This window comes from Tenacibaculum ascidiaceicola (assembly GCF_047470925.1).
In the GTDB taxonomy this organism is placed as follows: Bacteria; Bacteroidota; Bacteroidia; order Flavobacteriales; family Flavobacteriaceae; genus Polaribacter; species Polaribacter discolor.
Map to the genome: position 1 here is coordinate 33,587 of NZ_JAZKJP010000011.1, position 22,606 is coordinate 56,192.

Genomic DNA, 22,606 nt, shown 5'->3' on the forward strand with positions numbered 1-22,606 from the left:
GTTTGTTTTGTTAAAAAGGAAAAGTTAGATTTTTCTAACTCCTAGAATAAAACTCTATCTGGTGGTTTGTTTTTATCCCATTTTAAGTCGCTTAATACTGAAGATTTTACTCCAATAAAGAAATTATAAGACGAGTTAATACCGAAAGGAACCCAGTTAAAATTAAATCGCCAACTATCTAAATCTCTTGAAAAGTTTAATCGAGTAGATGTGAACCCGTTTCTTTTGATGTCGTAACCAGAAGCAAAACCAATTTTCCATTTAGGAGAAAGCTCAACATCACCACTAAACATTAGTGTATTGTTGCCTATTTGACTTGTTAGTCCGTTATTGGTATACCCCATAGTGTAAGCTAAATTAAGGGTCCAAGGTATTTTAGCTCTGTATAACTCAGTTTCTTTGGTTTCGTTTTCACCTTTTTTATTACCTCTATTGTTAGGAAAGCCATTGGTAGGGCCTATACCTTCTCCAAAAACATCAGGAGTGTCTTGGGCTCCATTACCACTTTTATTATCTGAGTCATCTTCACCATCTTTATTTTTTTCAAAATCTTTACTAGAAATAGAGTAGTTTGCTGTTACACCCAAATTAGTCATTCTAAGAAGACTACCGTTAAATTTATTTATTCTTTGTCCTTTGTTGTTTACTTGATAAGGGTCAAAAGTTGCATTCATGTTTAAAGCAAGCTTGTCTTTAAAAAGACGTGTACCAGCATTTGCTCTTACCGGAGACCAACGTAAACTATCCAAAGCTATGTTATAGCTTGTGCTAAAATTTAAGTTGTTAAGAATCGTGATTTTTTTATCTTCTTCGTCACTGTCAGGATCTTTTGGAGCTACTTTGGCTTCTAAAACATTATTTACAGAAATACCAATAGAGTTTGTAACTCCTCGTCCAGGTGTGTTGTATATTCCTCCTTCAAAAGGAGAATAGGTTAATAAGTCATTAGGGTCAGAACTTTGTTGTACTTGTAAATCATAATCTTTAGCAAAATTTGGACGATATCCGTATGAAATAGAGGGTCTAATTGTATGACGAATTGCTTTTAAACGTCCTTTTTTAAAGTTAAACGTACCATAGATATTGGTAGATAATGAAACCCCAAAGTTATACTCATTATAACGAGTAAAACCACTGATAGTATCATTAACAGCAGCGCCAAAATTACCATCTTTGTTTACCGCAGTTGGATCGTATCGTTTTTTAATTTGATCAAAGTACCAAACATCCTTATAGTTTACACTAGGAGATAGTGTAAAATATTTGAAAGCTTTTAAACTTGTGTTTGTACTTAAATTATGTTGAACTCCTTTTTTTGCTGTTTTAAACATTTTAGAAGTGAAAAACTCATCATCAGTAGTATTAATCTGGTATTGACCTTGCATACTATAGTTAAGTCCCATTCGCTGAATAGCGTTCTTTTTAATTCCTCCTTTTCCTGCAAATGGATAAATACGATCCATATTAAGTTGCAAAGAAGGAAGTGTCATGGTAATAGACTCCGTATTTGTGTTTTGTGAGTGAGTAGCTGTTACACTAACATTAAAAGGGGTGCCAACAAAGTTTTTATAGTAAGAAATAGAAGAACTCAATGTATTGTTTAAAAACTGAGAACTATTAAATTCGTTTAAAGATTGGCGATAATACTTACTACTTCCTAGGTTAACAGAGGCTGAAAAACGTGAATTCGGACTAGCCTTAGCATCTTGACTATGACTCCATCTAAGGTTAAAATTAGTAGATTTTTGATAATCGCTTAAACCACGTATACCTTGAATAATATTTTCGAAACGAACACTAAAGCTTCCATTAAATTTATAACGAACATAATAGTTAGAAGAAGCATTTAATCCCCAACTACCATTGGTATATAAATCTCCTAATACAGTTAAATCAAAATAGTCGCTTAAAGCAAAGTAGTATCCTCCATTTTGCATAAAAAAACCTTGATTATTACTCTCTCCCCAAGAAGGAATAATAAAACCAGAGGTTCTCTTATCTGTTAAAGGAAAATAAGCAAAAGGTAAATAAACAGGAGTTGGTACATCTGCTAGTACTAAATTACTACCACCAACAATAATTTTTTTACCAGGAACCAGTTTCGCTTTATTTGTTTGAATATAATAATCTGGAATTTTCTTTTTTGAAGTAGTAAAGCGTAACCTTCGCATATATATAGTAGAATCATTTACCCGTTTTGTTTTTTCTCCGTAAGTAATAATTCCACCCTGGTTCGTTTTAACACCATAAACTAAAGCTTTCTTTGTTTTAAAGTTAAAAAGAATAGAATCTTGTTCAGATTCTTGTCCGCCTTGTTTAAATTGAGGTCTTTGATGATAACCAGTACTATCTTTTATACCTTTAGCATATACCATATTGTTTTTATAATCTAGAATAATAATTCCAGCTTTTAAGTCAATATCAGTATAAGTTACATGGGCTTTATTATATAAGGTAATAGTTTTGTCTTTGGCACTTTGTATCGTATAATCTTCAGCATCGTGAGTAATTATACCATCAATTACTTCTTTTGGTTTAATAGAGTCGTTAGCAATGGTGTCTATTTTTTTGTTAACAAGAGCATTATTTTTTAAACCAATTAAGGTGTCTTTAGGACTAGAAAAAATAGAGTCTTTATTAGGTTTTTGAGGAGTAATGCCTTTCTTGCCAAATTCTTGCGCATTACTTAATTGAAAACAAAAAAGATAGAAAGCTAAAAGTATGTAAGTTGGATTTGCTCGCAATATTATTAATACTATTTTTGTGTTATATTTAAAAACTTTGGCGTGCTATTTGAATGCCTATATTTTAAAATCCAAAAATAGTTAAATTTTATTGATGCAATTCTTAAATTTCCGTAAATATAATATCTCAAAATTAAGCTTAATCATTCTAACCTCTTTAACTATTTTATATGGAGGAATATTATCGGTTTCAGCACAAAAAAAATATACTGTTGTTTTAGATGCAGGGCATGGGGGAAAAGATCCTGGAAACCTAGGAAATGGTTTTAGAGAAAAAAACATAGCCTTAAGAGTAGCACTAGATGTAGGTAAAGAGTTGTTAACTTCAAAGGATATTGAAGTAGTTTATACTCGTAAAAAAGATGTTTTTGTTGAGTTACACAACCGTGCTAAAATAGCAAATGATAAGAAAGCAGATTTATTTGTATCCATCCACTGTGATGCTTTTAAAAGACCTGATCCGCACGGAGCAAGTACTTTTGTGTTAGGGTTGAGTGGGAATAAAGAGAATTTGGAGATTGCTAAGAAAGAGAACTCGGTAATTTTATTAGAGGATAATTATAAGCAGAATTATGATTATGACCCAAATTCACCAGAATCAGTAATAGGATTGTCTGTACTACAAGAAGAAAACCTTGAAAATAGCTTAGGAATTGCAGGTTTAGTTCAAAATAACTTTGTAGCTATAAAAAGAAATAATAGAAAGGTAAAACAAGCAAATTTTTTAGTGTTAAGAGAAACTGTTATGCCAAGTGTTCTAATAGAGTTAGGTTTTTTAACAAATAAAAATGAAGGTAAATTTCTAAATTCTAGAAAAGGGCAAATAAGAATGGCCAAATCAATAGCTCAAGCAATAAGAAAGTATTTTGAGCGATTAAAGCTGAACACAATTAGTGAAACTCTAACAGTTAATGCGCCGTTAGTAGAAAATGAAATTTCTAAACCAGTTGTAAAAAAAGAAGTACCTAAGCAAGTGGTTAAAAAAGAAACTAGACCAAAGACAAAAACTACAGAATCAAAAACCGTATCAAAAGGAGTTGTGTTTAGAGTACAAATAGCAGCGTCCAGAAAAAAACTTTCAACAAACAGTTTTAAAGGGTTAGAAAACGTTGAGTCTTTATTTATAGATGATTACTACAAGTATTACTACGGAAATTCACCAAGTTTATCTGGAATAAAGAAGGTTTTACCAGAGGTAAGAAGTAAAGGATATAAAGATGCTTGGGTAGTCGCTTTTAAAAATGGAAAGCGAGTTTCAATAAAAGAAGCACTGAAAAACCGTTAATTTAGAGGTGTTCTATATTTATACTCCCAAAATTATTATTATTTTCGCTCGTATAAATATATTCTATGTCTAAAGAACTAAAAACAGGAATTGTTGCTGTCGTTGTTATTGCGCTATTTATTTGGGGTTATAACTTCTTAAAAGGACAAGATTTGTTCAGTGCTAATGCAAGGCACTTTTTTGTAGAGTACAATAATATTAATGGTCTTAACGAAGCTAGCTCTGTTACCATTAATGGCTTGAAAGTAGGAAAAGTAGATGAAATTAGATTCAATGATAATCCAGATAAAAAAGGAAACTTAATTGTTAAAATTTCATTAGATACCGACTTTAATTTCTCAAAAAATAGTATTGCTAAGATTTACTCAGCAAGCTTAATGGGAGGTCAAAATTTAGCAATTGTTCCTAAATATGATGGAGAAATAGCTAAGTCAGGAGATTATTTAAAAGGAGAGGTTGAGTCAGATATATTTTCATCAGTAGGTGAAAAATTAAACCCTATTCAAGCAAAGCTAGAAAATGTTTTAGTAGGAGCAGATTCTTTGTTAATAGGATTTAATCAAGTATTAGACGAAAAATCTCGTCAGAGTTTAAACAGAAGTATTTTAGGTTTAGAAGGAACTATTTCTGATGTTCGTAAAACATTATCTTCTGTAAATTCATTATTAGCAGATAATAAAGGTAACTTAAATGCTACCTTGGCTAATACCAAAAAGATAACTGACAATTTTTCTAAAGTATCAGATGATTTAGCAAATGCTAACTTAGGAGAATCAGTAAAAAAACTAGAAGCTACTTTAGCAAATGTTAATGGTTTATTAGCTAATATGAAATCAGGAAAAGGAACTCTAGGGAAGTTAATGACTGATGAAAAAATGTATACTAATCTTACCAATGCTTCAAAAGAGTTAGAAGAGTTGTTAAGAGAAATGAAACTAAACCCAAAACGTTTTGTACACTTCTCATTATTTGGGAAAAAAGCAAAGCCGTATAACGAAGAGAATAATACCAAAAATGTAAGTAATAAATAAGCTTACGTTTTTATAAATCTAACAAAACTTAATAATTAAAGAACGATGGAGAAATACGTACCAAACATTTTTTTTGCACTTATTTTAATTGCAGGTATCGGGTATTTTGTAATGAATGTTCGTAAGTTAATACGAAACATCAAATTAGGAAAAGACATTGATAGAACGGATAGAAAGCCTGAGCGATGGAAAAACATGGCAAAAATAGCTTTAGGGCAATATAAAATGGTACGACGTCCAGTTTCAGGTATCTTACATATAGTTGTATATGTTGGGTTTATTTTAATCAATATCGAAATGTTAGAAATCGTTATTGATGGATTATTTGGTACACATCGTGTTTTTCAACCAATTATTGGAGATGCTTTATACGGGTTCTTGATAGGAAACTTTGAAGTGTTAGCATTACTAGTTTTTGTAGCTGTAACAATTTTTTGGTTCCGTAGAAATATAGAGAAAGTAAAACGTTTTTGGAACAAAGAAATGGAAGGTTGGCCAAAGAATGATGGTAATATTATTTTATATTTTGAAATGGTATTAATGACTTTGTTCTTGGTAATGAATGCGACAGATGTACATTTTCAAGAAGCAGGAGTAGGAAATGTAGTTTCTCAGTTTATAGCACCTTGGTTTGATGGTTTTTCTAATGAATCGTTGCATACTATTGAAAAAACAGCTTGGTGGTTACATATCGTAGGAATTTTAATTTTCTTAAACTATTTATACTACTCTAAGCACTTACATATTTTATTAGCTTTCCCTAACACGTTTTTTGCAAACTTAAATCCTAAAGGACAGTTTAATAACTTAGAAGCGGTAACGAAGGAAGTAAAAATGATGATGGATCCAGACGCTGACCCATATGCTATGCCTGAAGAAGGAGAAGAAGAAGGGGAGCCAGAAAAATTTGGAGCTTCAGATGTAACTGATTTAAACTGGGTGCAGTTAATGAATGCATACACTTGTACCGAGTGTGGGCGTTGTACTTCATCTTGTCCTGCAAACTTAACAGGTAAAGAATTGTCACCACGTGCTATTATGATGAAAACACGTGACCGTTTAGAAGAAGTAGGAAAGAATATTGATGAAAATGGAGGAGAGTTTAAAGATGATGGTAAGCAATTATTAAACGATTATATTACTCCAGAAGAACTATGGGCTTGTACAAGTTGTAATGCTTGTGTACAGGAATGCCCTATTGGTATCGATCCATTATCTATTATTATGGATATGCGTCGTTATTTAGTAATGGAAGAATCAGCAGCTCCACAGGAGTTAAATATGATGATGACCAATATTGAAAATAATGGAGCGCCTTGGCAGTATAGTCAAATGGATAGATTAAACTGGAAAGACGAAGAGTAGTTTTTAACTATTTTATTCCGTAAAAATTAAAAAGTAACCTCTGTTTGAGGTTGTAAACAAAAAACAGTTCAACAATTAAACGATAAAGAATTATGAACGTACCAACAATGGCAGATATGATGGCTCAAGGAAAACAACCAGAAGTGTTGTTTTGGGTAGGAGCTGCAGGAAGTTATGATGATAGAGCAAAAAAAATAACAAGAGCTTTCGTAAAAATATTACAACAAGCAGGAGTTGATTTTGCAGTATTAGGTACCGAAGAAAGTTCAACAGGAGACGCAGCAAAGCGTGCCGGAAACGAGTTTTTATTTCAAATGCAAGCAGTTACTAATATTGAAGTATTAAACGCTTACGAAGTAAAAACGATTGTAACTTGTGATCCACATTCATTCAATACTTTAAAAAATGAATATCCTGGATTAGGAGGAAAGTATAAAGTATATCATCACACTCAATATATTAGTAAGCTAATTAAAGAAGGACGTTTAACCATCGAAGATGAAAACTTAAATGGAAAACGTTTAACATACCACGATCCATGTTATTTAGGTCGCGCAAATGATGTATATGAAAGTCCACGTGAATTAATTCGTCGTCTAGGAGTAAAAATGACAGAAATGAAGCGTCATAAGTCAACAGCATTATGTTGTGGAGCAGGAGGAGCACAAATGTTTAAAGAACCAGAAAAAGGAGATAAAGATATTAATGTGTTGCGAACAGAAGATGCATTAGAAACAAATCCGCAAATTATTGCTACTGGATGTCCTTACTGTAATACCATGATGACTGATGGTGTAAAATTCAAAGAAAAAGAGTCACAAATACAAGTAAAAGATATTGCAGAGTTAATTGCTGAAGCAAATAACCTTTAGTAAAGAAATATAAAGTTTTCTTAAAAGTGTGTTATGAGAGTAGCACACTTTTTTATTTATAGTAAGTTTGTTGAAAAATAATTGTAAAAAATAAAAAAGAATGAGATACCTTTTTACTTTTCTGTGCTTAGTTTTATTAACATCATGTGATGATACGGATTTATCTATTGATGGAAATGGAACCTTGGCAACAATAACGTTTAATGTTACAAGTACGAGTAATGATAATAATGGAAGAATTAAAACTGTTTTTCTAGAATCAGGTTTTTTTAAGTATGATAACACTACAACAACTAATGTTTTTCCTTATAAGAAATCATACACAGGTGAAATTAACTTTGCAGCTAATTTAGCCTTTGAATACGAAGATAAAGCCACAGATAACTTTAGTATTTATACAATAACAATGGAAATATTTAGAGATAACGTTTTGGTGGATAAAAAAGAATACTTTATAGATAAACCAGGGATAAAAGTAGGTTTTGATGCTGTAGTAAATAAATAAATTACTCATACACTCTAAGATAAAAGGAAAGCTAAGCTTTCCTTTTTTTATGTCTAAAAAACTTATCTTTGAAAATCATATTATTTCAATGAAAAACTACATAAAAGCAGCACGTTTACGTACCTTACCACTATCAGTTTCAGGAATTATAGTTGGAGCATTTTTAGGATTTAATAACGTACTCTATTCAGGCAGTACTGTAAGTTTATTAGAAACACCAATTTTCTGGTTGGCAATTCTAACGACTATTGGTTTTCAAGTGTTATCTAATTTTGCCAATGATTATGGAGATGGTGTAAAAGGTACGGATAATGAAAGAGAAGGAGAAGCACGTATGGTAGCTTCAGGAGCAATTACACCAAAACAAATGAAAAATGCAATGATTGTTACAGGAGTTGTTACGACTATTATTGCATTGTTACTGATTTATGTTTCCTTTGGAAAAGATAATTTTTTATATTCAGTAATTTTCTTCGGATTAGGAATAGCCTCGATAGTAGCAGCCATAAAATATACTGTTGGGAAATCTGCTTATGGTTATAGTGGATTTGGAGATGTTTTTGTTTTTATTTTCTTTGGGTTATTAGCTGTAGTCGGAACATACTTTTTATACACGAAACAACTAAATTTTACAATCTTTCTACCAGCAATCACTGTTGGACTGTTAAGTACAGCGGTATTGAACTTAAACAATATGCGAGATAGAGAGAATGATGCGGTGTCAGGAAAAAATACGCTTGTGGTAAAAATGGGAGCAGAATCTGCAAAAATGTATCATTACTTTCTAATTATAGTGTCTTTTATAGTTGCTTTATTATATACGGTAATCAAGTTTAAATCACCATATCAATTTTTATTTGTTATAGCTTATATTCCTCTACTAAAACACCTATTTTTTGTCTATAAAAATAAAGAAGAAGTTCTATTAGATGGGGAGTTAAAAAAAGTAGCTCTTAGTACCTTTTTATTTTCAATTTTATTCGGATTAGGTCAAATTTTGTAACTTCCCAAGAAAATTTAACACTATGAGAACTATTTTAGTCTTTTTCGGAGCGTTTCTATTATTTGTTAGCTGCAATAGTAAAGGAGAGAATCCAAATTCTTATGGAGAGCTTAAAACTTCAGGGAATTTTGATATTACTGAAGAGATTGTAGAATCATCAGAAGTTGCACCAGAGAATAAAAAAGTAACAATTGAAAGAAAACTTATTAAAACAGGTGATATCTCATTTGAGACAGATGATTTATTAGAGACAAGAAATCACATAGAGCAAGCAGTTAAAAAATATAACGGATACATTTCTGCTGATAACGAGTACAAATCTTCTCAAAATATTACTTCAAATTTAACGGTTAGGATTCCTTCAAAAAGTTTTGATGCTTTTTTAAATGAGATTTCATCAAAAGTTGAGAGGTTTGATAATAAGAATATTTCTGTAAAAGATGTAACAGAACAATTTCTTGATATACAAGCACGTTTGAAAGTAAAAAAAGAATTAGAACAACGATATAGTGAAATACTAAAAAAAGCTAGTTCGGTAAAAGAAATTTTAGAAGTTGAACGAGAGCTAACAAATGTAAGGTCAGAAATAGAGTCGATGGAAGGACGTTTAAAATACTTACAAAATCAAGTGTCGTTTTCAACCTTAACAATTAGATTTTATAAAAAAGAAGTAAGTAAAACTTATTCAAAAAGCTTTGGTAGACGTATAGCTGACGCTTTTGGTAATGGAGTAGATAATATAAAATGGTTTTTTATCGGTTTGGTAAACATTTGGCCATTTATACTTTTAATAGTTTTACTAATTGTATTCATTAAAAAACGAATTAAACGAAAAGAATAAATACATGAAAATCACTTTTTACGGTCACGCATGTTTTGGTATTGAAATTAACGGAACACACGTATTAGTTGACCCTTTTATCACAGGAAACCCATTAGCTACTAATATAGATGTAGATCAAGTAAAAGCAGATTATATATTACTTACACACGCACATCAAGATCATGTGTTAGATGTAGAACGTATTGCAGAAAGAACTGGAGCTATAATTGTTTCAAATTATGAGATTGTAACTTATTATGAAGCAAAAAAACTTAAAGGTCACCCAGTAAATCATGGTGGTACTTATACTAACGATACCTTTTCAGCTAAATACGTAAATGCAATTCACACCTCTTCGTTTGCTGATGGAAGCTATGGAGGTCAACCCGGAGGATTCGTAATTTCCGCAGGAGAAAAATCATTATACATATCAGGAGATACAGCGGTAACAATGGATATGCAATTAATACCGATGTCAACCAATTTAACAGCCTCTATATTTCCAATAGGAGATAATTTTACAATGGGAGTTGATGACGCTATCATAGCTAGTGACCTAGTAATTTGTGATAAGGTAATAGGGTGTCATTTTAATACTTTCCCTCCGATACAAATAGATATAGACGAAGCCAAAGAAAAGTTTACACAAGCTAAAAAGGAATTGGTCATTTTAGAAATTGGACAAACAATAACTATTTAAGAAAACCATTTTAGGTGTTATATACATGAAAACAATAAAGATAATTTTAGGAGTTATAACAGTTTTAATTCTTGCATTTTTTTTTACAGGATTAGTAGTACAAGAAGTTGTTTACACTAATGAAGTAACAATAAACAAACCAATAGATAAAGTTTTTTCTGATTTTCAGAATGAAGAATTAATGAAAGAATGGATGCCAGAGGTAAAATCAATTGAAATTTTAGAAGAAAAACCAGATAAGGTAGGGAGTAAGTATAAAGTAGTTGTTGAAAACCAAGGGAAATTAGTAACGACGACTGAAGAAGTATTAGCATATAAGCAAAATGAAAAATTAACTCTTTATTTTGATGCAGAAAACATGCTAAAAACGGATGATTATACGTTTACTTCAGAAGGAAATAAAACCAAGATACTACAAACTACTACTTGTACTAGTGATTCTTATGTAATGAGTTGCTTATTTCCATACTTTAAAGGATCTTTAAAAAGAATGAGTCAACAATATTTAGATAATTTTAAAAAAGCTTCTGAAGCTCATAATTAAAAAACTTACAATTGATAAAAGCTTCCTACCATAAATATTTGCTGAATTTTAAGCAAGCTAGCGGAACTTCTCGTGGAGTTTTAAGAACCAAAGAAACCTGGTTTTTAATTTTAGAAAATGAAGAAAAGAAAGGTTTTGGAGAATGTGGATTGTTCAGAGGCTTAAGTGCTGATGATAAACCTGATTATGAAGAAAAATTACAATGGGTAAGTAACAATATTAATTTAGGTTTAGAGAAATTGTTACCCGAACTTATTGAGTTCCCGTCGATACAATTCGGATTAGAGCAGGCCTTTTTATCGTTAGAAAGTAAAACACCATTTGAATTATTTCCATCAGATTTCACCAAAGGAAAACAGCAAATTTCCATAAACGGATTAATCTGGATGGGAGATAAAGCTTTTATGCAGCAGCAAATAAAAGATAAGTTGCAACAAGGTTTTACTACTATAAAGATGAAAATTGGAGCAATTGATTTCGATACAGAAATAGCCTTATTACAATCAATCAGAAAAGAATTTTCAGCCAAAGAAATAGAGTTACGAGTAGATGCAAATGGAGCATTTTTACCTGAAAATGCTTTAGAGAAATTAAAAAGGCTAGCTGAATTAGAGCTACATTCTATTGAACAGCCTATAAAACAAGGTCAGTGGCAAGAAATGGCAAGTTTATGTGAAAAAACTCCATTACCAATTGCCTTAGATGAAGAGCTGATAGGCGTTTTCTCTACCAAAGAAAAAGAAAACTGTATAGCTACAATCCAACCTCAGTATATTATTTTAAAACCTAGTTTGGTAGGAGGATTTAAAGGAAGTAACGAATGGATTAAAATAGCATCTAACCATAACGCAGGTAATTGGATAACTAGTGCTTTAGAAAGTAACATAGGGTTAAATGCAATTGCACAATGGACGTACACGTTAAACAACCCATTACCACAAGGGTTAGGAACGGGAAGTTTGTTTACCAATAATATTGAAAGTCCGTTGGAAGTTTTGAACGGGAGTTTAGGATATAATGTAGGTAGAAATTGGAACTTTAATATTTAACAATGAATTTTATACAACAAGCATATAAAGGGCAAAATCAGTGGTATTTATACCTACTAGTTATTTTTATAGTTCTATTTGGATGGCAATTTGTAGGTGTAATTCCTTTAGCTATTACGGCGGTTTTACATTCTGAAAATACTAATGAATTTTTAAGAGCTGCGGATGATAGCTTTATGAGTTTAGGAATAAATAAGAACTTGTTTTTATTTATGATGGTTGCCATGTTTGCTTTTGGATTAGCGTCATTGTTTTTAGGAGTAAAATACATTCATAAAAGGGCAATTAAAACAGTTATAACAAGCAGAGAGAGAATAGACTGGAGTCGTTTTTGGTTTGGTTTTTTTGTATGGGGAATATTATCTGTAATAGTAGTGTCTTCCGATATTCTTTTGTCTCCAGAAAATTATACTTGGAACTTTAAACCTCTTCCTTTTTTTACTTTAGTAGCAATATCTTTTTTGTTTTTACCTATCCAAACAAGTTTTGAAGAATTACTTTTTAGAGGATATTTTATGCAAGGATTAGGAACTTGGTTTAAAAACAGATGGGTTCCATTAATAGTAACCTCAGTAGCTTTTGGATTACTACATGGAGCAAATCCAGAAGTAGAGAAGCTAGGGTATATTTCAATGGTTTTTTATATAGGAACAGGCTTCTTCTTCGGAATTACGACTTTAATGGATGAAGGAACTGAGTTAGCATTAGGTTTACATGCTATTAACAATATTGTAGCAGCATTCTTAGTAACAACTGATTGGACTGTTTTTCAAACAGACGCTTTATTTGTAGATACTTCAGACCCTTCAGTTGGTATAGAAATGTTTTTGCCTGTATTTGTTCTGTATCCTTTAATGTTACTATTATTTTCAAAAAAATATGGTTGGAAAAACTGGAAAGAAAAACTGTTTGGAAATATAGAAAAACCAGAAATAATTAACCAATAACTTTAAAAACAGTGTTCTGAACGTAGTGAAGAATCTAAATTTTCATAAAAGCTTTCAGTTAAATGGAATATCTTTTTCTTCGGAAGATGAATTGTTAACTTTTTCGAAGTCTATAAACGATTCCATATATCAATTTTTATCAGATTGGTTTAATACTAATGATTTTGTAATTGTGCAAACTTCAGGCTCCACAGGAAAACCTAAACCAATTTCGTTAAAAAAAGAGTTTATGATAAACTCAGCAAAAGCTACAGGAGCTTTTTTTAACTTAGAAGAAAATACTACAGCTTTATTGTGTTTATCAACTGATTATATTGCAGGAAAGATGATGCTAGTGCGTGCACTGACTTTAGGGTGGAGTATTGATGTGGTCGCCCCAACTTCTAAAGTTGAAATTACAAAAGATTATGATTTTTCCGCAATGGTACCTTTACAGTTAAGAAGCTCTTTGGCGAACATTCATAAAATAAAGAAACTTATTGTAGGTGGAGGAGTTGTAGCAAATGATTTAATTGAAGCCATTCAAGACAAATCGACTGAAATTTTTGCTACTTACGGAATGACAGAAACAATTACGCATATTGCCATTAAAAAGCTAAATAATTTCGTTTCTAGCAGTAAAAAGAAAGCTACCTATAAAACATTACCAAACGTACAATTATCTCAAGACAATCGAAATTGTTTAATTATTGATGCGTCTAAGGTTTCTGAAGAAAAAGTTGTAACAAATGATGTAGTTCGCTTGATTTCAAAAACAGAATTTGAATGGTTAGGGCGTTATGACAACGTAATTAATTCTGGAGGAGTTAAACTACATCCAGAAAAAATTGAGGAAAAACTCTCTAAAATTATCTCGAATCGATTCTTTGTTATTGGTGTTTCAGATAAGATACTAGGAGAGAAGTTAGTGCTTGTCATAGAGGGTGAAAAATATAATATTATTCTGAACGAAGCAAAGAATCTAACCAAATACGAAACTCCTAAAGAAATTTATTTTGTAAATGAATTTGTTGAAACGGAGACAAAAAAAATCCAACGTAAAAAAACACTCGCTAAAATTTTACCTCACTAAAAAGTATCTTTCACTTTTCCAATAAGTCTGTTCCCTCATTTATGTTTTTATAGAAGTATAGTGTTGAGTAGTTTTATGTAAACTTTAAAACGAAAAGCTATGTTTAAAAAACTATTTTATGCAATGTTATTGTTGAGTTCAATAACACTTGTAGCGCAACAAAGAACAATAAAAGGTGTAGTTTCAGATGAGTCTGGTCCATTACCAGGAGTTACTATTATGGTAAAAGGAACTACCAATGGTACAGAAACTGATTTTGATGGAAGATATTCTATCTCTGCTAATAAAGGAGACGTACTAGTGTTTTCTTTTGTAGGTATGAAAACTCTGGAAGAAAAGGTAAAAGAAAGTTCTGTGATTAATATTTTAATGGAAGCTGATAACGTTTTAGAAGAAGTTGTAGTAACAGGTTATGGCTCTTTAAGAGGAAAGAAAGCTTTTTCTTCAGGAGTTATAAGAATTAGAGGGCGTAATCGAATTGAAAAGAGAGATTCTTATGCGGGAAGAAGTGAAAATATTTTTAAAAGTCCAATTAATTCTCCTTTGTCCACATTTTCTATCGATGTTGATAAAGCTTCTTATAGTAATATAAGAAGAATGATAAATAATGGTCAAAAAGTATCAAAAGAAGCGGTTAAGATTGAAGAAATGATAAATTACTTTGATTATAAATATCCGCAACCAAAAGGAAGACATCCTTTTTCAATAACAACAGAAGTTGTTTCTACTCCATGGAATAAAGATACCCAGCTAGTAAGAATCGGATTAAAAGGAAAAGAGTATAAAGAAGAAAAGTTACCAGCATCAAACTTAACTTTTTTAATAGATGTTTCGGGGTCTATGTCAGAACAAAATAAGCTACCGTTATTAAAATCAGCGTTTAAATTATTGGTAAATCAGTTAAGAGAAAAAGATAAAGTGGCTATAGTTGTATACGCAGGGGCAGCAGGAGTAGTTTTAAAACCTACCTCAGGAAATGAAAAAGGAAAAATACTCGAGGCTTTAGATCAATTAAAAGCAGGGGGTTCAACAGCAGGAGGAGAAGGAATTGAGTTAGCTTATAAACTAGCAAAGGAAAATTATATAAAAGACGGAAATAATCGAGTTATTTTAGCTACAGATGGTGATTTCAATGTAGGAGCTTCAAGCAATGTAGCAATGGAAGAGTTGATAGAGAAAAAACGCAAATCAGGTGTTTTTTTATCTGTGTTGGGTTTTGGTTATGGAAATTACCAAGATGATAAATTGGAAGTTTTAGCAGATAAAGGAAATGGAAACCATGCATATATTGATACGATGCAAGAAGCACAAAAAGTATTCAGTAAAGAGTTTGGAGGAACTTTGTATACAATTGCAAAGGATGTGAAAATTCAAGTAGAATTCAATCCAAAGAAAGTACAAGCGTATCGTTTAATAGGATATGAAAATAGATTATTAAATGATGAAGACTTTGTAGACGATACAAAAGATGCAGGAGAATTGGGAAGTGGTCACACAGTAACAGCATTGTATGAGGTAATTCCTGTAGGAGTAAAAAGTAAATTTTTAAAGAATTTACCTAAGTTAAAATACACCCAAAATAAGAAGTTAGATAATTTTGATGATGAATTGCTAACTGTGAAGTTTAGGTATAAACTACCAAAAGAAACAAAAAGTATAGAGTTAGTAAAAATTGTAAAAGATGAAGTATTGGCACCAACAAATGATATGAACTTTATTTCAGCAGTAGCATTATTTGGGATGCAGTTAAGTAAATCAAAATTCAAAAACAAATCTAAAATAGAAGATGTTCTTAAGTTGGTAGAGGGAGAGTTAGGAGAGGATAAGGACGGTTATAGGTCAGAATTTATAAGGTTGGTAAAGACTTATAATTAGATACAAAAAAAGCAGGGTTAAATACCCTGTTTTTTATCTGTCAACATCTAAAAATTTTTTGTCATCAAAAGCTTTTTTATAATCAGTTAAACTCATTCCGAATCGTTCGGCGTTATAGTTTTTCTCTTTGTCTATCTTATAAAGTTTACTTTTTCTGCTTATTTCCATAGAGTTGGCTACAAAGAAAATAGAATCGGCGGTAACGTTTGTTACTTTTACGGTAGAGTAGGCTTTATCTGATGATTTGTATTCAACAATATCATTAACTTGGGGAGAATTAATATAGGTAACAACATCTTTATCGTGTTGTTGTGCAGAGTAAATTCCGAAGAGAATTATAGCTCCCATTAATAAAGAACCTATCCAATGTGTAAACGGAGTTTTAGCATTTCGTTTTACATTGTCATGAGCCAGTTTTAATTGTTCGCTCATGTTTTTACGTTCGTAAGTAGCTTTACAATGGTTGCATTCAGATACTCCTTTTTTACCTATAGGAAAAATAGGTATCCAATAAATGTAAAAGTATTTACCAAAAATACTAATAGTGTGAGCGTTTTGTTGTTCACAGTGATTACATTTTACACCACTAACTTTTTCGCTGTGTAAATGCGCTCCTTTTGTTCCGTAGAAAATCATAATAGTGAGAAGTTTGGTTTGGATAAATATATAAAAAAAATCCAACGATTATTTTCGTTGGATTTTTAAGTTAGTTTTATAAAGAAATAGAAATCTATTCTTCCATTGAATGATAAACGTTGTTTACGTCATCATCTTCTTCCAGTCTTTCTAAAAGTTTGTTTACTTCTTCTTTTTGTTCGTCAGAAATGGCAGTAGTGGTCGTAGGTATACGTTCAAATTCAGAAGAAAGAATCTCTATATTATTTTCTTCTAAATATTTTTGAATAGCACCAAATTGTTCAAACGGAGCATACAGCATTACTGAACTATCTTCTTCGTCAGCAAAAACTTCTTCCACTTCAAAGTCAATCATTTCCATTTCAAACTCTTCTAAATCCATACCTAACGAATCCTCCTTCACCTTAAAGTTAACGACATGGTCAAACATAAAAGCAACTGATCCAGAAGTTCCTAAATTTCCGTTACACTTGTTAAAAGCAGCACGTACATTAGCTACTGTACGATTATTATTATCAGTAGCAGTTTCTACTAAAACAGCAATACCGTGAGGAGCATATCCTTCAAATAATACTTCTTTATAATTTTCAGTACTTTTATCAGAAGCTTTTTTAATAGCGCGCTCAACATTGTCTTTAGGCATGTTGGCAGCTTTTGCATTTTGAATTACAACACGTAAACGAGAGTTTGTTTCGGGGTTTGGACCACCTTCTTTAACTGCCATAACGATATCTTTACCAATACGAGTAAAGGTTTTAGCCATAGCTGACCAACGTTTCATCTTTCTTGCTTTCCTAAATTCGAATGCTCTTCCCATGTGTATTCTGTTTTAATTTTGCTTGGCAAATGTAACTAATGCTATAAAATATTGCAATTAAAAATGTTTTTTGAAAATTACATCACCTGTTTGTTCATCATAAGCTTTCCAAGTTCCACTTTGCTTATCATTTTTATAATGTCCTTTGACTTTTATATTTCCGTTTTCATAGTAAGATTTATAAGAGCCATCTTTTAAACCATCATCTAAGTCCACCTCAAACTTTAGTTTTCCGTTTTTATAATATTCTTTGTACGATTTAGCACTTAAATCTGAAGGATGTATTGGAGGTAGTTTAAAAAACGATGTAGAATTTTGAGTATTTGTTGAGTCTTTATAAGGAGCTAACTCTAGCAGTAACTTTTCTCTTAACTCTTTATCTTTTTTAATACTTGTTTCAATGTTTTTTGGATCTTCAAAAACGAGAGAAATATTGCTTTCAAAAAGTTCATCAGAAGCAATTAGCTGCATTCCAATTTGAGAAAAACAAGTTATGTATGGTTTATTCTTTTGGAGTTCACGTCGAGTTTTGCTGTCAACTAAACTTAAAAGATCTTTGTATGAGTTAGGTGTGTTTACATAAGCAAATACACTAGATTTCTTTTCAAAGTGATAATTAAAATCGTCAAACTTTTCAGAACTTTCAAGTGTGTATCCTATTAAGTGATTATTAATGATTTCTTTAATAGTATTTGGGCTAGTACTAAAAACAATAAAATCATCAATAATTGTAAAATAAGGTTTCTCCATCTTAGAAAACATGTTTCCAGCTAACATTTTAAAGAACCCTTTTAAATCAAAAAAGTTAATAGGATAACCTCTATAATTAATTTGTTTGTATTTTAAAGGGGTATTTTCTTTAATTTTAGAAAGAATAAGCTGAAGGTTTTCTTTAGCGTCATCAATATCATCAGCTTTAATAATAGCAGCGATATCTTTTTTGTTTTTTGAAAGCTCAGTGTTAAAATGAATTAAGGCTATTTCACTACCAATCCAACTATAAATATTTTCAGACACACTTATATCTAATTTATCCTCAATCATAGCGAGCTGATCAGTATACATTTTAAATTCAGCTGGATTTTCTTGTTGAAGCTTTTCTAAATTGCTATTAAATGTTTTAAAGTCATCAAAAGAGAAACTAAGATATAAAGAAGTGTTTTTGGGAGCTATTTTAGCAACACTACGCTTACCAACTCCAGATTTTTGTAATACTTTTAGGTAGGTTTGCGAGTTGCTATCAACATTTGTAAAACCTGTAGCTTGAACTATAACTCCTTCTATAATTGATATATCTAAACCAGAGTAGAAGAATGCTTCTTTATTTAAGAAATCTAAATTATTTGAACTGGTAAAACAGTTGAGATAGTCTTTTAGGTATTTATGTTGTAAGTACATATTAAAAAAGCCATCAGTATCTGTTTTTCTTTTTATTTCTAAAAAGTTGAGATCACGACCAATAATAGGGTTTAAGTATTGGTCTATTGATTGTTCAACCAAAAGGTGAGTGTAGGAAGCTACGACCTGATTTTTAATAAAGGAAAGATGTAAGGTTTCTCTTGTTTGCTTATTATAGAGTTCTATAATTTCATGCTCTTTGTATACGCGTTTGGTTACTTTATAGTCTTCACCTGCTAAATTACTAATAGCCCTTTTTAAAAAGATGAGTTTAGAAAACTTTTGTAAATCAGCAATATATAATAACCCGTACTTTTTTGGGCTATATACATGTACAGAAATAACTAGATTACGTTCTCCAATAAAGTCAAAGATTTCCTTTTTTGCTTTAAAAGTTTCATCTAAACTATTTATACCTTCAGATAGTTTATTGATTTGTTGATTCTTTTGAAGATGTGTCCAAATTTGACTTGAACTTATTTCATCCCAAGTGTCAATAGGTCTTTCTGTATCAACTATGAAAACAGCATCATCAGGAACTAAGTAAATAGATTTTATATTGTCATTTTCAGATAAGGTGAAAATATAAACCTGATAAATTACAAAACCAATTACAAGGGCAATAATAGCCCAAAATACCTTCCTCTTCATGCTGCTTTCTATGTTTTAAACTTGTAATACTCCCAAGTTAAAAGGCTTTTCAATAGGAGCGTGGTCAGCAGCTTCTATTCCCATAGAAATCCAAGTTCTAGTATCTAGAGGATTAATCACAGCATCTGTCCAAATTCTTGCTGCAGCATAATAAGGAGATATTTGATTATCATATCTCGATTTTATTTTGTCAAATAATTCAGCTTCTTTTTCAGGAGTAATTTCTTCTCCTTTTTTCTTTAAAGCAGCTGTTTCAATTTGTAATAATACTTTGGCAGCAGAGGCTCCACTCATTACAGCTAATTCAGCACTAGGCCATGCAAAAATAAGGCGTGGATCATAGGCTTTACCACACATAGCATAATTTCCTGCTCCGTAAGAGTTACCAATAACTACCGTAAACTTAGGAACTACAGAGTTACTTACAGCATTCACCATTTTAGCTCCGTCTTTAATAATTCCGCTATGTTCAGATTTACTTCCTACCATAAACCCAGTAACATCTTGTAAGAAAACTAATGGAATTTTCTTTTGGTTACAGTTAGCAATAAATCGAGTAGCTTTGTCGGCTGAATCGTTATAAATTACACCACCAAATTGCATTTCGCTAGGTTTCGTTTTAGCACCTTTTGATTTAACAATTTTACGTTGGTTGGCAACAATACCAACAGCCCATCCATCAATACGAGCGTATCCTGTAATAATTGTTTGACCGTAACCGGCCTTGTATTCTTCAAATTCAGAATTATCTACCAAACGTTTAATGATTTCCATCATATCGTATTGCTCATTACGAGCTTTTGGTAAAATTCCGAAAATATCATCTTCATTTTCTTTTGGAGGGAAAGCTTCTTTACGGTTAAAACCGGCTTTGTCATAATCTCCAATTTTATCCATTAAGTTTTTAATGGTGTCTAAAGCATCTTTATCATCTTTTGCTTTGTAATCGGTAACCCCAGATACTTCACAATGTGTGGTTGCTCCACCCAACGTTTCATTATCAATGGTTTCTCCTATAGCAGCTTTTACTAAATAACTACCGGCTAAGAAAATACTTCCTGTTTTATCTACGATTAGTGCTTCATCACTCATAATAGGTAAGTAAGCACCACCAGCAACACAGCTTCCCATAACGGCAGCAATTTGGGTAATTCCCATGCTACTCATTACAGCATTATTTCTAAAAATTCTTCCGAAGTGTTCTTTATCAGGAAAAATTTCATCTTGCATTGGTAAGTATACTCCAGCAGAATCTACCAAATAGATAATAGGTAGTTTATTTTCAATAGCTATTTCTTGTGCTCTTAAATTCTTTTTTCCTGTAATAGGGAACCAAGCACCTGCTTTTACTGTAGCATCATTAGCAACAACAATACATTGCTTACCGCTAACATATCCCATTTTTACAACTACACCTCCAGAAGGACATCCACCGTGTTCTTGATACATGTCTTCACCTGCAAATGCAGCAATTTCAATAGACTTAGATTTATCGTCTAATAAGTAATCAATACGTTCACGAGCAGTTAATTTTCCTTTCTCATGATGTTTATCAATACGTTTTTGTCCGCCACCTAATTTTACTTTGGCAAAGCGTCTGCGTAAATCTGATACTAAAAGTTTATTGTGGTCTTCGTTTTTATTGAAGTTAAGATCCATGGTAAGTTATTTGTTTGCGTGTGCTAAAATAAGAAAAACAACGTATAAAACAAGGTGTTTAAGTATACGATTGAATGATGTTTTCAACAGTGTTTTCTATTTCTTTATTTCTAGATTGCTTCATTAAAATATACGGTTCAGCTACGCGTTCGTTACAATTTTGTACAGCACAAGTTTCACAAGTTACCCCCACTGTTTTTTTAATAAAAGTATCTTCATCAAAAAAATGAAGTTTTCTTTTTAAGTGTGGAGAAAGTAACATGCCTATGCTCACGCTACGATTAATTTTTTCTTTAAAAGGGTCTGCAGTAGCCGCAGAAAGTACTAAGTATTCTTTTTGAGAGTTTTCGTATGAAGATATCTGAATTCCGTAAGCAGATTTCTTTTCTTCTGATACTTCTAAATCCTGAATTGTTTTGATAGCAATCCATCTTCTACAATAATGTTCGTTATTACGATTTGCATGAGGAGATTGTTGCTGAGTAATATGTAACTCTTTAGAAAGTCTATGTACAGGAGAGCCTTCTTTATGTGTAAAACGTAAAAAGAATAAATTTTTAATATTAAAATGTCTTGGTAGGATGTTAGTTAAACGTTGATAGAATGTCTCATCAGAACAGTTATAGCTTCTAATAATTTTGTGCAACTGTATAGGTTGCCAGGTTTCTAAAGAAAAAAGTTGTGTTAATTTTTGAATTAAATTATCTTTCGGAATAATTAAAGCACCAGCAAAGTAGGAAGCAACAAAATTGTTTAATACTTCATCAAAACTGTCAAATTTAATCCATGGAAATGTGTATAATCTGTTTTTTATCTGTAAATAATTATAAGCTATCTCTTTAGCAAAAATGAATGTTTTCTGCGCTTCGTTTATATCATTATATATAAGTAACGTTTTATTTTTTGGAATATAGATGTTTCTTAATTCAGATAGTTTTTGATGTTTAGATAGTTCTTCACTATCAATAGTATAACCATATTCTTCAATTAAAATTTCTTCTAAGTCTCTTGAAGTAATAGGCTTGTTTGGGTTTATTTGATATGCTTTAATAAAGTCAGTAACCTTCGTTTCAATATCCTCAAAATAGTTATTGTGTGCCTCTTGGTACGAACGTAATGCGGCAAGAAAAAAGCTCTCTCTTGTTAAATTGTAGTTTTGAGAAATCTTAATAATTGTACTTATAAATGCATTAACCTTGGCAGGAGCATTGGCAATGATGTCAATTAAATTATTTTCTTTAATACCAAATAGGTCAAGAGGAATTTCTTTTAAAATTTTCGATTGTAAAATTTCACCAATTGGTGCTAAGTTTTTATCTAACTTTAAGGAAACTAAATGGTCATAAGGCACTTCTAGCTTCTCAGAAAGAATAACAATTTTATCAGTTTTAGGGTACTTTTTTCCTTTCTCAATTTCGTTTAAATACGATTTTGATAATCCTGTTAGTTTAGCTAATCCAAAGAGTGATAGGTTTTTATCTGTGCGTATTTGCTTAAGCTTTAATCCGAAAACTAATCTGATATATTCTTCTTCCAAGGTGTTTTTATTAAAAGATTCGTAATTCAAAGGTATAAAAATTAGCGAATTAATAAAAATTAGTAAATTATTTGTTTTTAGCGAACGTTCGCT

At 31.4% G+C, this 22,606-nt stretch carries 19 protein-coding genes; 13 read left to right on the top strand and 6 right to left on the bottom strand.

Annotation, left to right across the window (positions count from 1 at the left end):
* Positions 1–41: 41 nt before the first annotated feature.
* Positions 42–2,744 (bottom strand): putative LPS assembly protein LptD, encoded by a 2,703-nt coding sequence (locus VBY68_RS11320; RefSeq protein WP_415269792.1) that lies wholly within the window; start codon positions 2,742–2,744, stop codon positions 42–44.
* 94 nt (positions 2,745–2,838) lie between these two features.
* On the opposite strand from VBY68_RS11320, the gene VBY68_RS11325 reads away from it, so the two are divergent.
* From VBY68_RS11325 to VBY68_RS11385, 13 genes are all read left to right on the top strand, one after another.
* Positions 2,839–4,029 (top strand): N-acetylmuramoyl-L-alanine amidase family protein, encoded by a 1,191-nt coding sequence (locus VBY68_RS11325; protein WP_415269793.1) that lies wholly within the window; start codon positions 2,839–2,841, stop codon positions 4,027–4,029.
* A gap of 65 nt (positions 4,030–4,094) precedes the next feature.
* Positions 4,095–5,060, top strand: a complete 966-nt coding sequence (locus VBY68_RS11330) for an MlaD family protein (protein WP_099216249.1) — start codon at positions 4,095–4,097, stop codon at positions 5,058–5,060.
* A 45-nt stretch (positions 5,061–5,105) separates the two neighbouring features.
* Positions 5,106–6,425 carry a 4Fe-4S dicluster domain-containing protein gene (locus VBY68_RS11335; protein ID WP_244174742.1) on the top strand — a complete coding sequence of 440 codons (1,320 nt, stop codon included), beginning with the start codon at positions 5,106–5,108 and terminating at the stop codon, positions 6,423–6,425.
* Positions 6,426–6,517: 92 nt separating this feature from the next.
* Positions 6,518–7,297 carry a (Fe-S)-binding protein gene (locus tag VBY68_RS11340; RefSeq protein ID WP_099216248.1) on the top strand — a complete coding sequence of 260 codons (780 nt, stop codon included), beginning with the start codon at positions 6,518–6,520 and terminating at the stop codon, positions 7,295–7,297.
* Positions 7,298–7,397: 100 nt separating this feature from the next.
* Complete coding sequence (locus tag VBY68_RS11345) at positions 7,398–7,802, top strand: hypothetical protein (protein WP_415269794.1); 405 nt, start codon at positions 7,398–7,400, stop codon at positions 7,800–7,802.
* A gap of 49 nt (positions 7,803–7,851) precedes the next feature.
* Positions 7,852–8,805: a 1,4-dihydroxy-2-naphthoate octaprenyltransferase gene (menA, locus tag VBY68_RS11350; protein WP_415269795.1), complete on the top strand. Its 954-nt coding sequence runs from the start codon at positions 7,852–7,854 to the stop codon at positions 8,803–8,805.
* A gap of 22 nt (positions 8,806–8,827) precedes the next feature.
* Positions 8,828–9,646, top strand: coding sequence for a DUF4349 domain-containing protein (locus VBY68_RS11355; RefSeq protein WP_415269796.1), 819 nt, complete (start codon positions 8,828–8,830; stop codon positions 9,644–9,646).
* A 4-nt stretch (positions 9,647–9,650) separates the two neighbouring features.
* Positions 9,651–10,328 carry a metal-dependent hydrolase gene (locus VBY68_RS11360; protein ID WP_415269797.1) on the top strand — a complete coding sequence of 226 codons (678 nt, stop codon included), beginning with the start codon at positions 9,651–9,653 and terminating at the stop codon, positions 10,326–10,328.
* Positions 10,329–10,353: 25 nt separating this feature from the next.
* Complete coding sequence (locus tag VBY68_RS11365; protein ID WP_099216244.1) at positions 10,354–10,872, top strand: SRPBCC family protein; 519 nt, start codon at positions 10,354–10,356, stop codon at positions 10,870–10,872.
* A gap of 11 nt (positions 10,873–10,883) precedes the next feature.
* Positions 10,884–11,921: an o-succinylbenzoate synthase gene (locus tag VBY68_RS11370; protein WP_415269798.1), complete on the top strand. Its 1,038-nt coding sequence runs from the start codon at positions 10,884–10,886 to the stop codon at positions 11,919–11,921.
* A gap of 2 nt (positions 11,922–11,923) precedes the next feature.
* Entirely contained in the window at positions 11,924–12,868 is a 945-nt protein-coding gene (locus VBY68_RS11375) for a CPBP family intramembrane glutamic endopeptidase (RefSeq protein WP_415269799.1), read from the top strand.
* A gap of 25 nt (positions 12,869–12,893) precedes the next feature.
* On the top strand, positions 12,894–13,940 hold the full coding sequence (locus VBY68_RS11380) for an AMP-binding protein (protein WP_415269800.1): 1,047 nt from the start codon (positions 12,894–12,896) through the stop codon (positions 13,938–13,940).
* 99 nt (positions 13,941–14,039) lie between these two features.
* Entirely contained in the window at positions 14,040–15,815 is a 1,776-nt protein-coding gene (locus VBY68_RS11385; RefSeq protein WP_415269801.1) for a vWA domain-containing protein, read from the top strand.
* Positions 15,816–15,848: 33 nt separating this feature from the next.
* Here VBY68_RS11385 and VBY68_RS11390 read toward each other — a convergent pair whose 3' ends face one another.
* The 5 genes from VBY68_RS11390 to VBY68_RS11410 all read right to left on the bottom strand — a co-directional run bounded on the left by VBY68_RS11390 (position 15,849) and on the right by VBY68_RS11410 (position 22,513).
* Positions 15,849–16,451, bottom strand: coding sequence for a hypothetical protein (locus tag VBY68_RS11390; RefSeq protein ID WP_415269802.1), 603 nt, complete (start codon positions 16,449–16,451; stop codon positions 15,849–15,851).
* Between the two features lie 94 nt (positions 16,452–16,545).
* Entirely contained in the window at positions 16,546–17,268 is a 723-nt protein-coding gene (locus VBY68_RS11395; RefSeq protein WP_099216239.1) for a YebC/PmpR family DNA-binding transcriptional regulator, read from the bottom strand.
* A 57-nt stretch (positions 17,269–17,325) separates the two neighbouring features.
* A complete protein-coding gene (locus tag VBY68_RS11400; RefSeq protein WP_415269803.1) occupies positions 17,326–19,317 on the bottom strand; it encodes a DUF3352 domain-containing protein in 1,992 nt (663 codons plus the stop codon).
* Between the two features lie 15 nt (positions 19,318–19,332).
* On the bottom strand, positions 19,333–20,976 hold the full coding sequence (locus tag VBY68_RS11405; protein WP_028891068.1) for an acyl-CoA carboxylase subunit beta: 1,644 nt from the start codon (positions 20,974–20,976) through the stop codon (positions 19,333–19,335).
* A 58-nt stretch (positions 20,977–21,034) separates the two neighbouring features.
* The gene (locus VBY68_RS11410) at positions 21,035–22,513 is read right to left on the bottom strand and encodes a helix-turn-helix domain-containing protein (RefSeq protein ID WP_415269869.1); all 1,479 of its coding nucleotides are present in this window, start codon (positions 22,511–22,513) and stop codon (positions 21,035–21,037) included.
* Between the last annotated feature and the right edge of the window lie 93 nt (positions 22,514–22,606).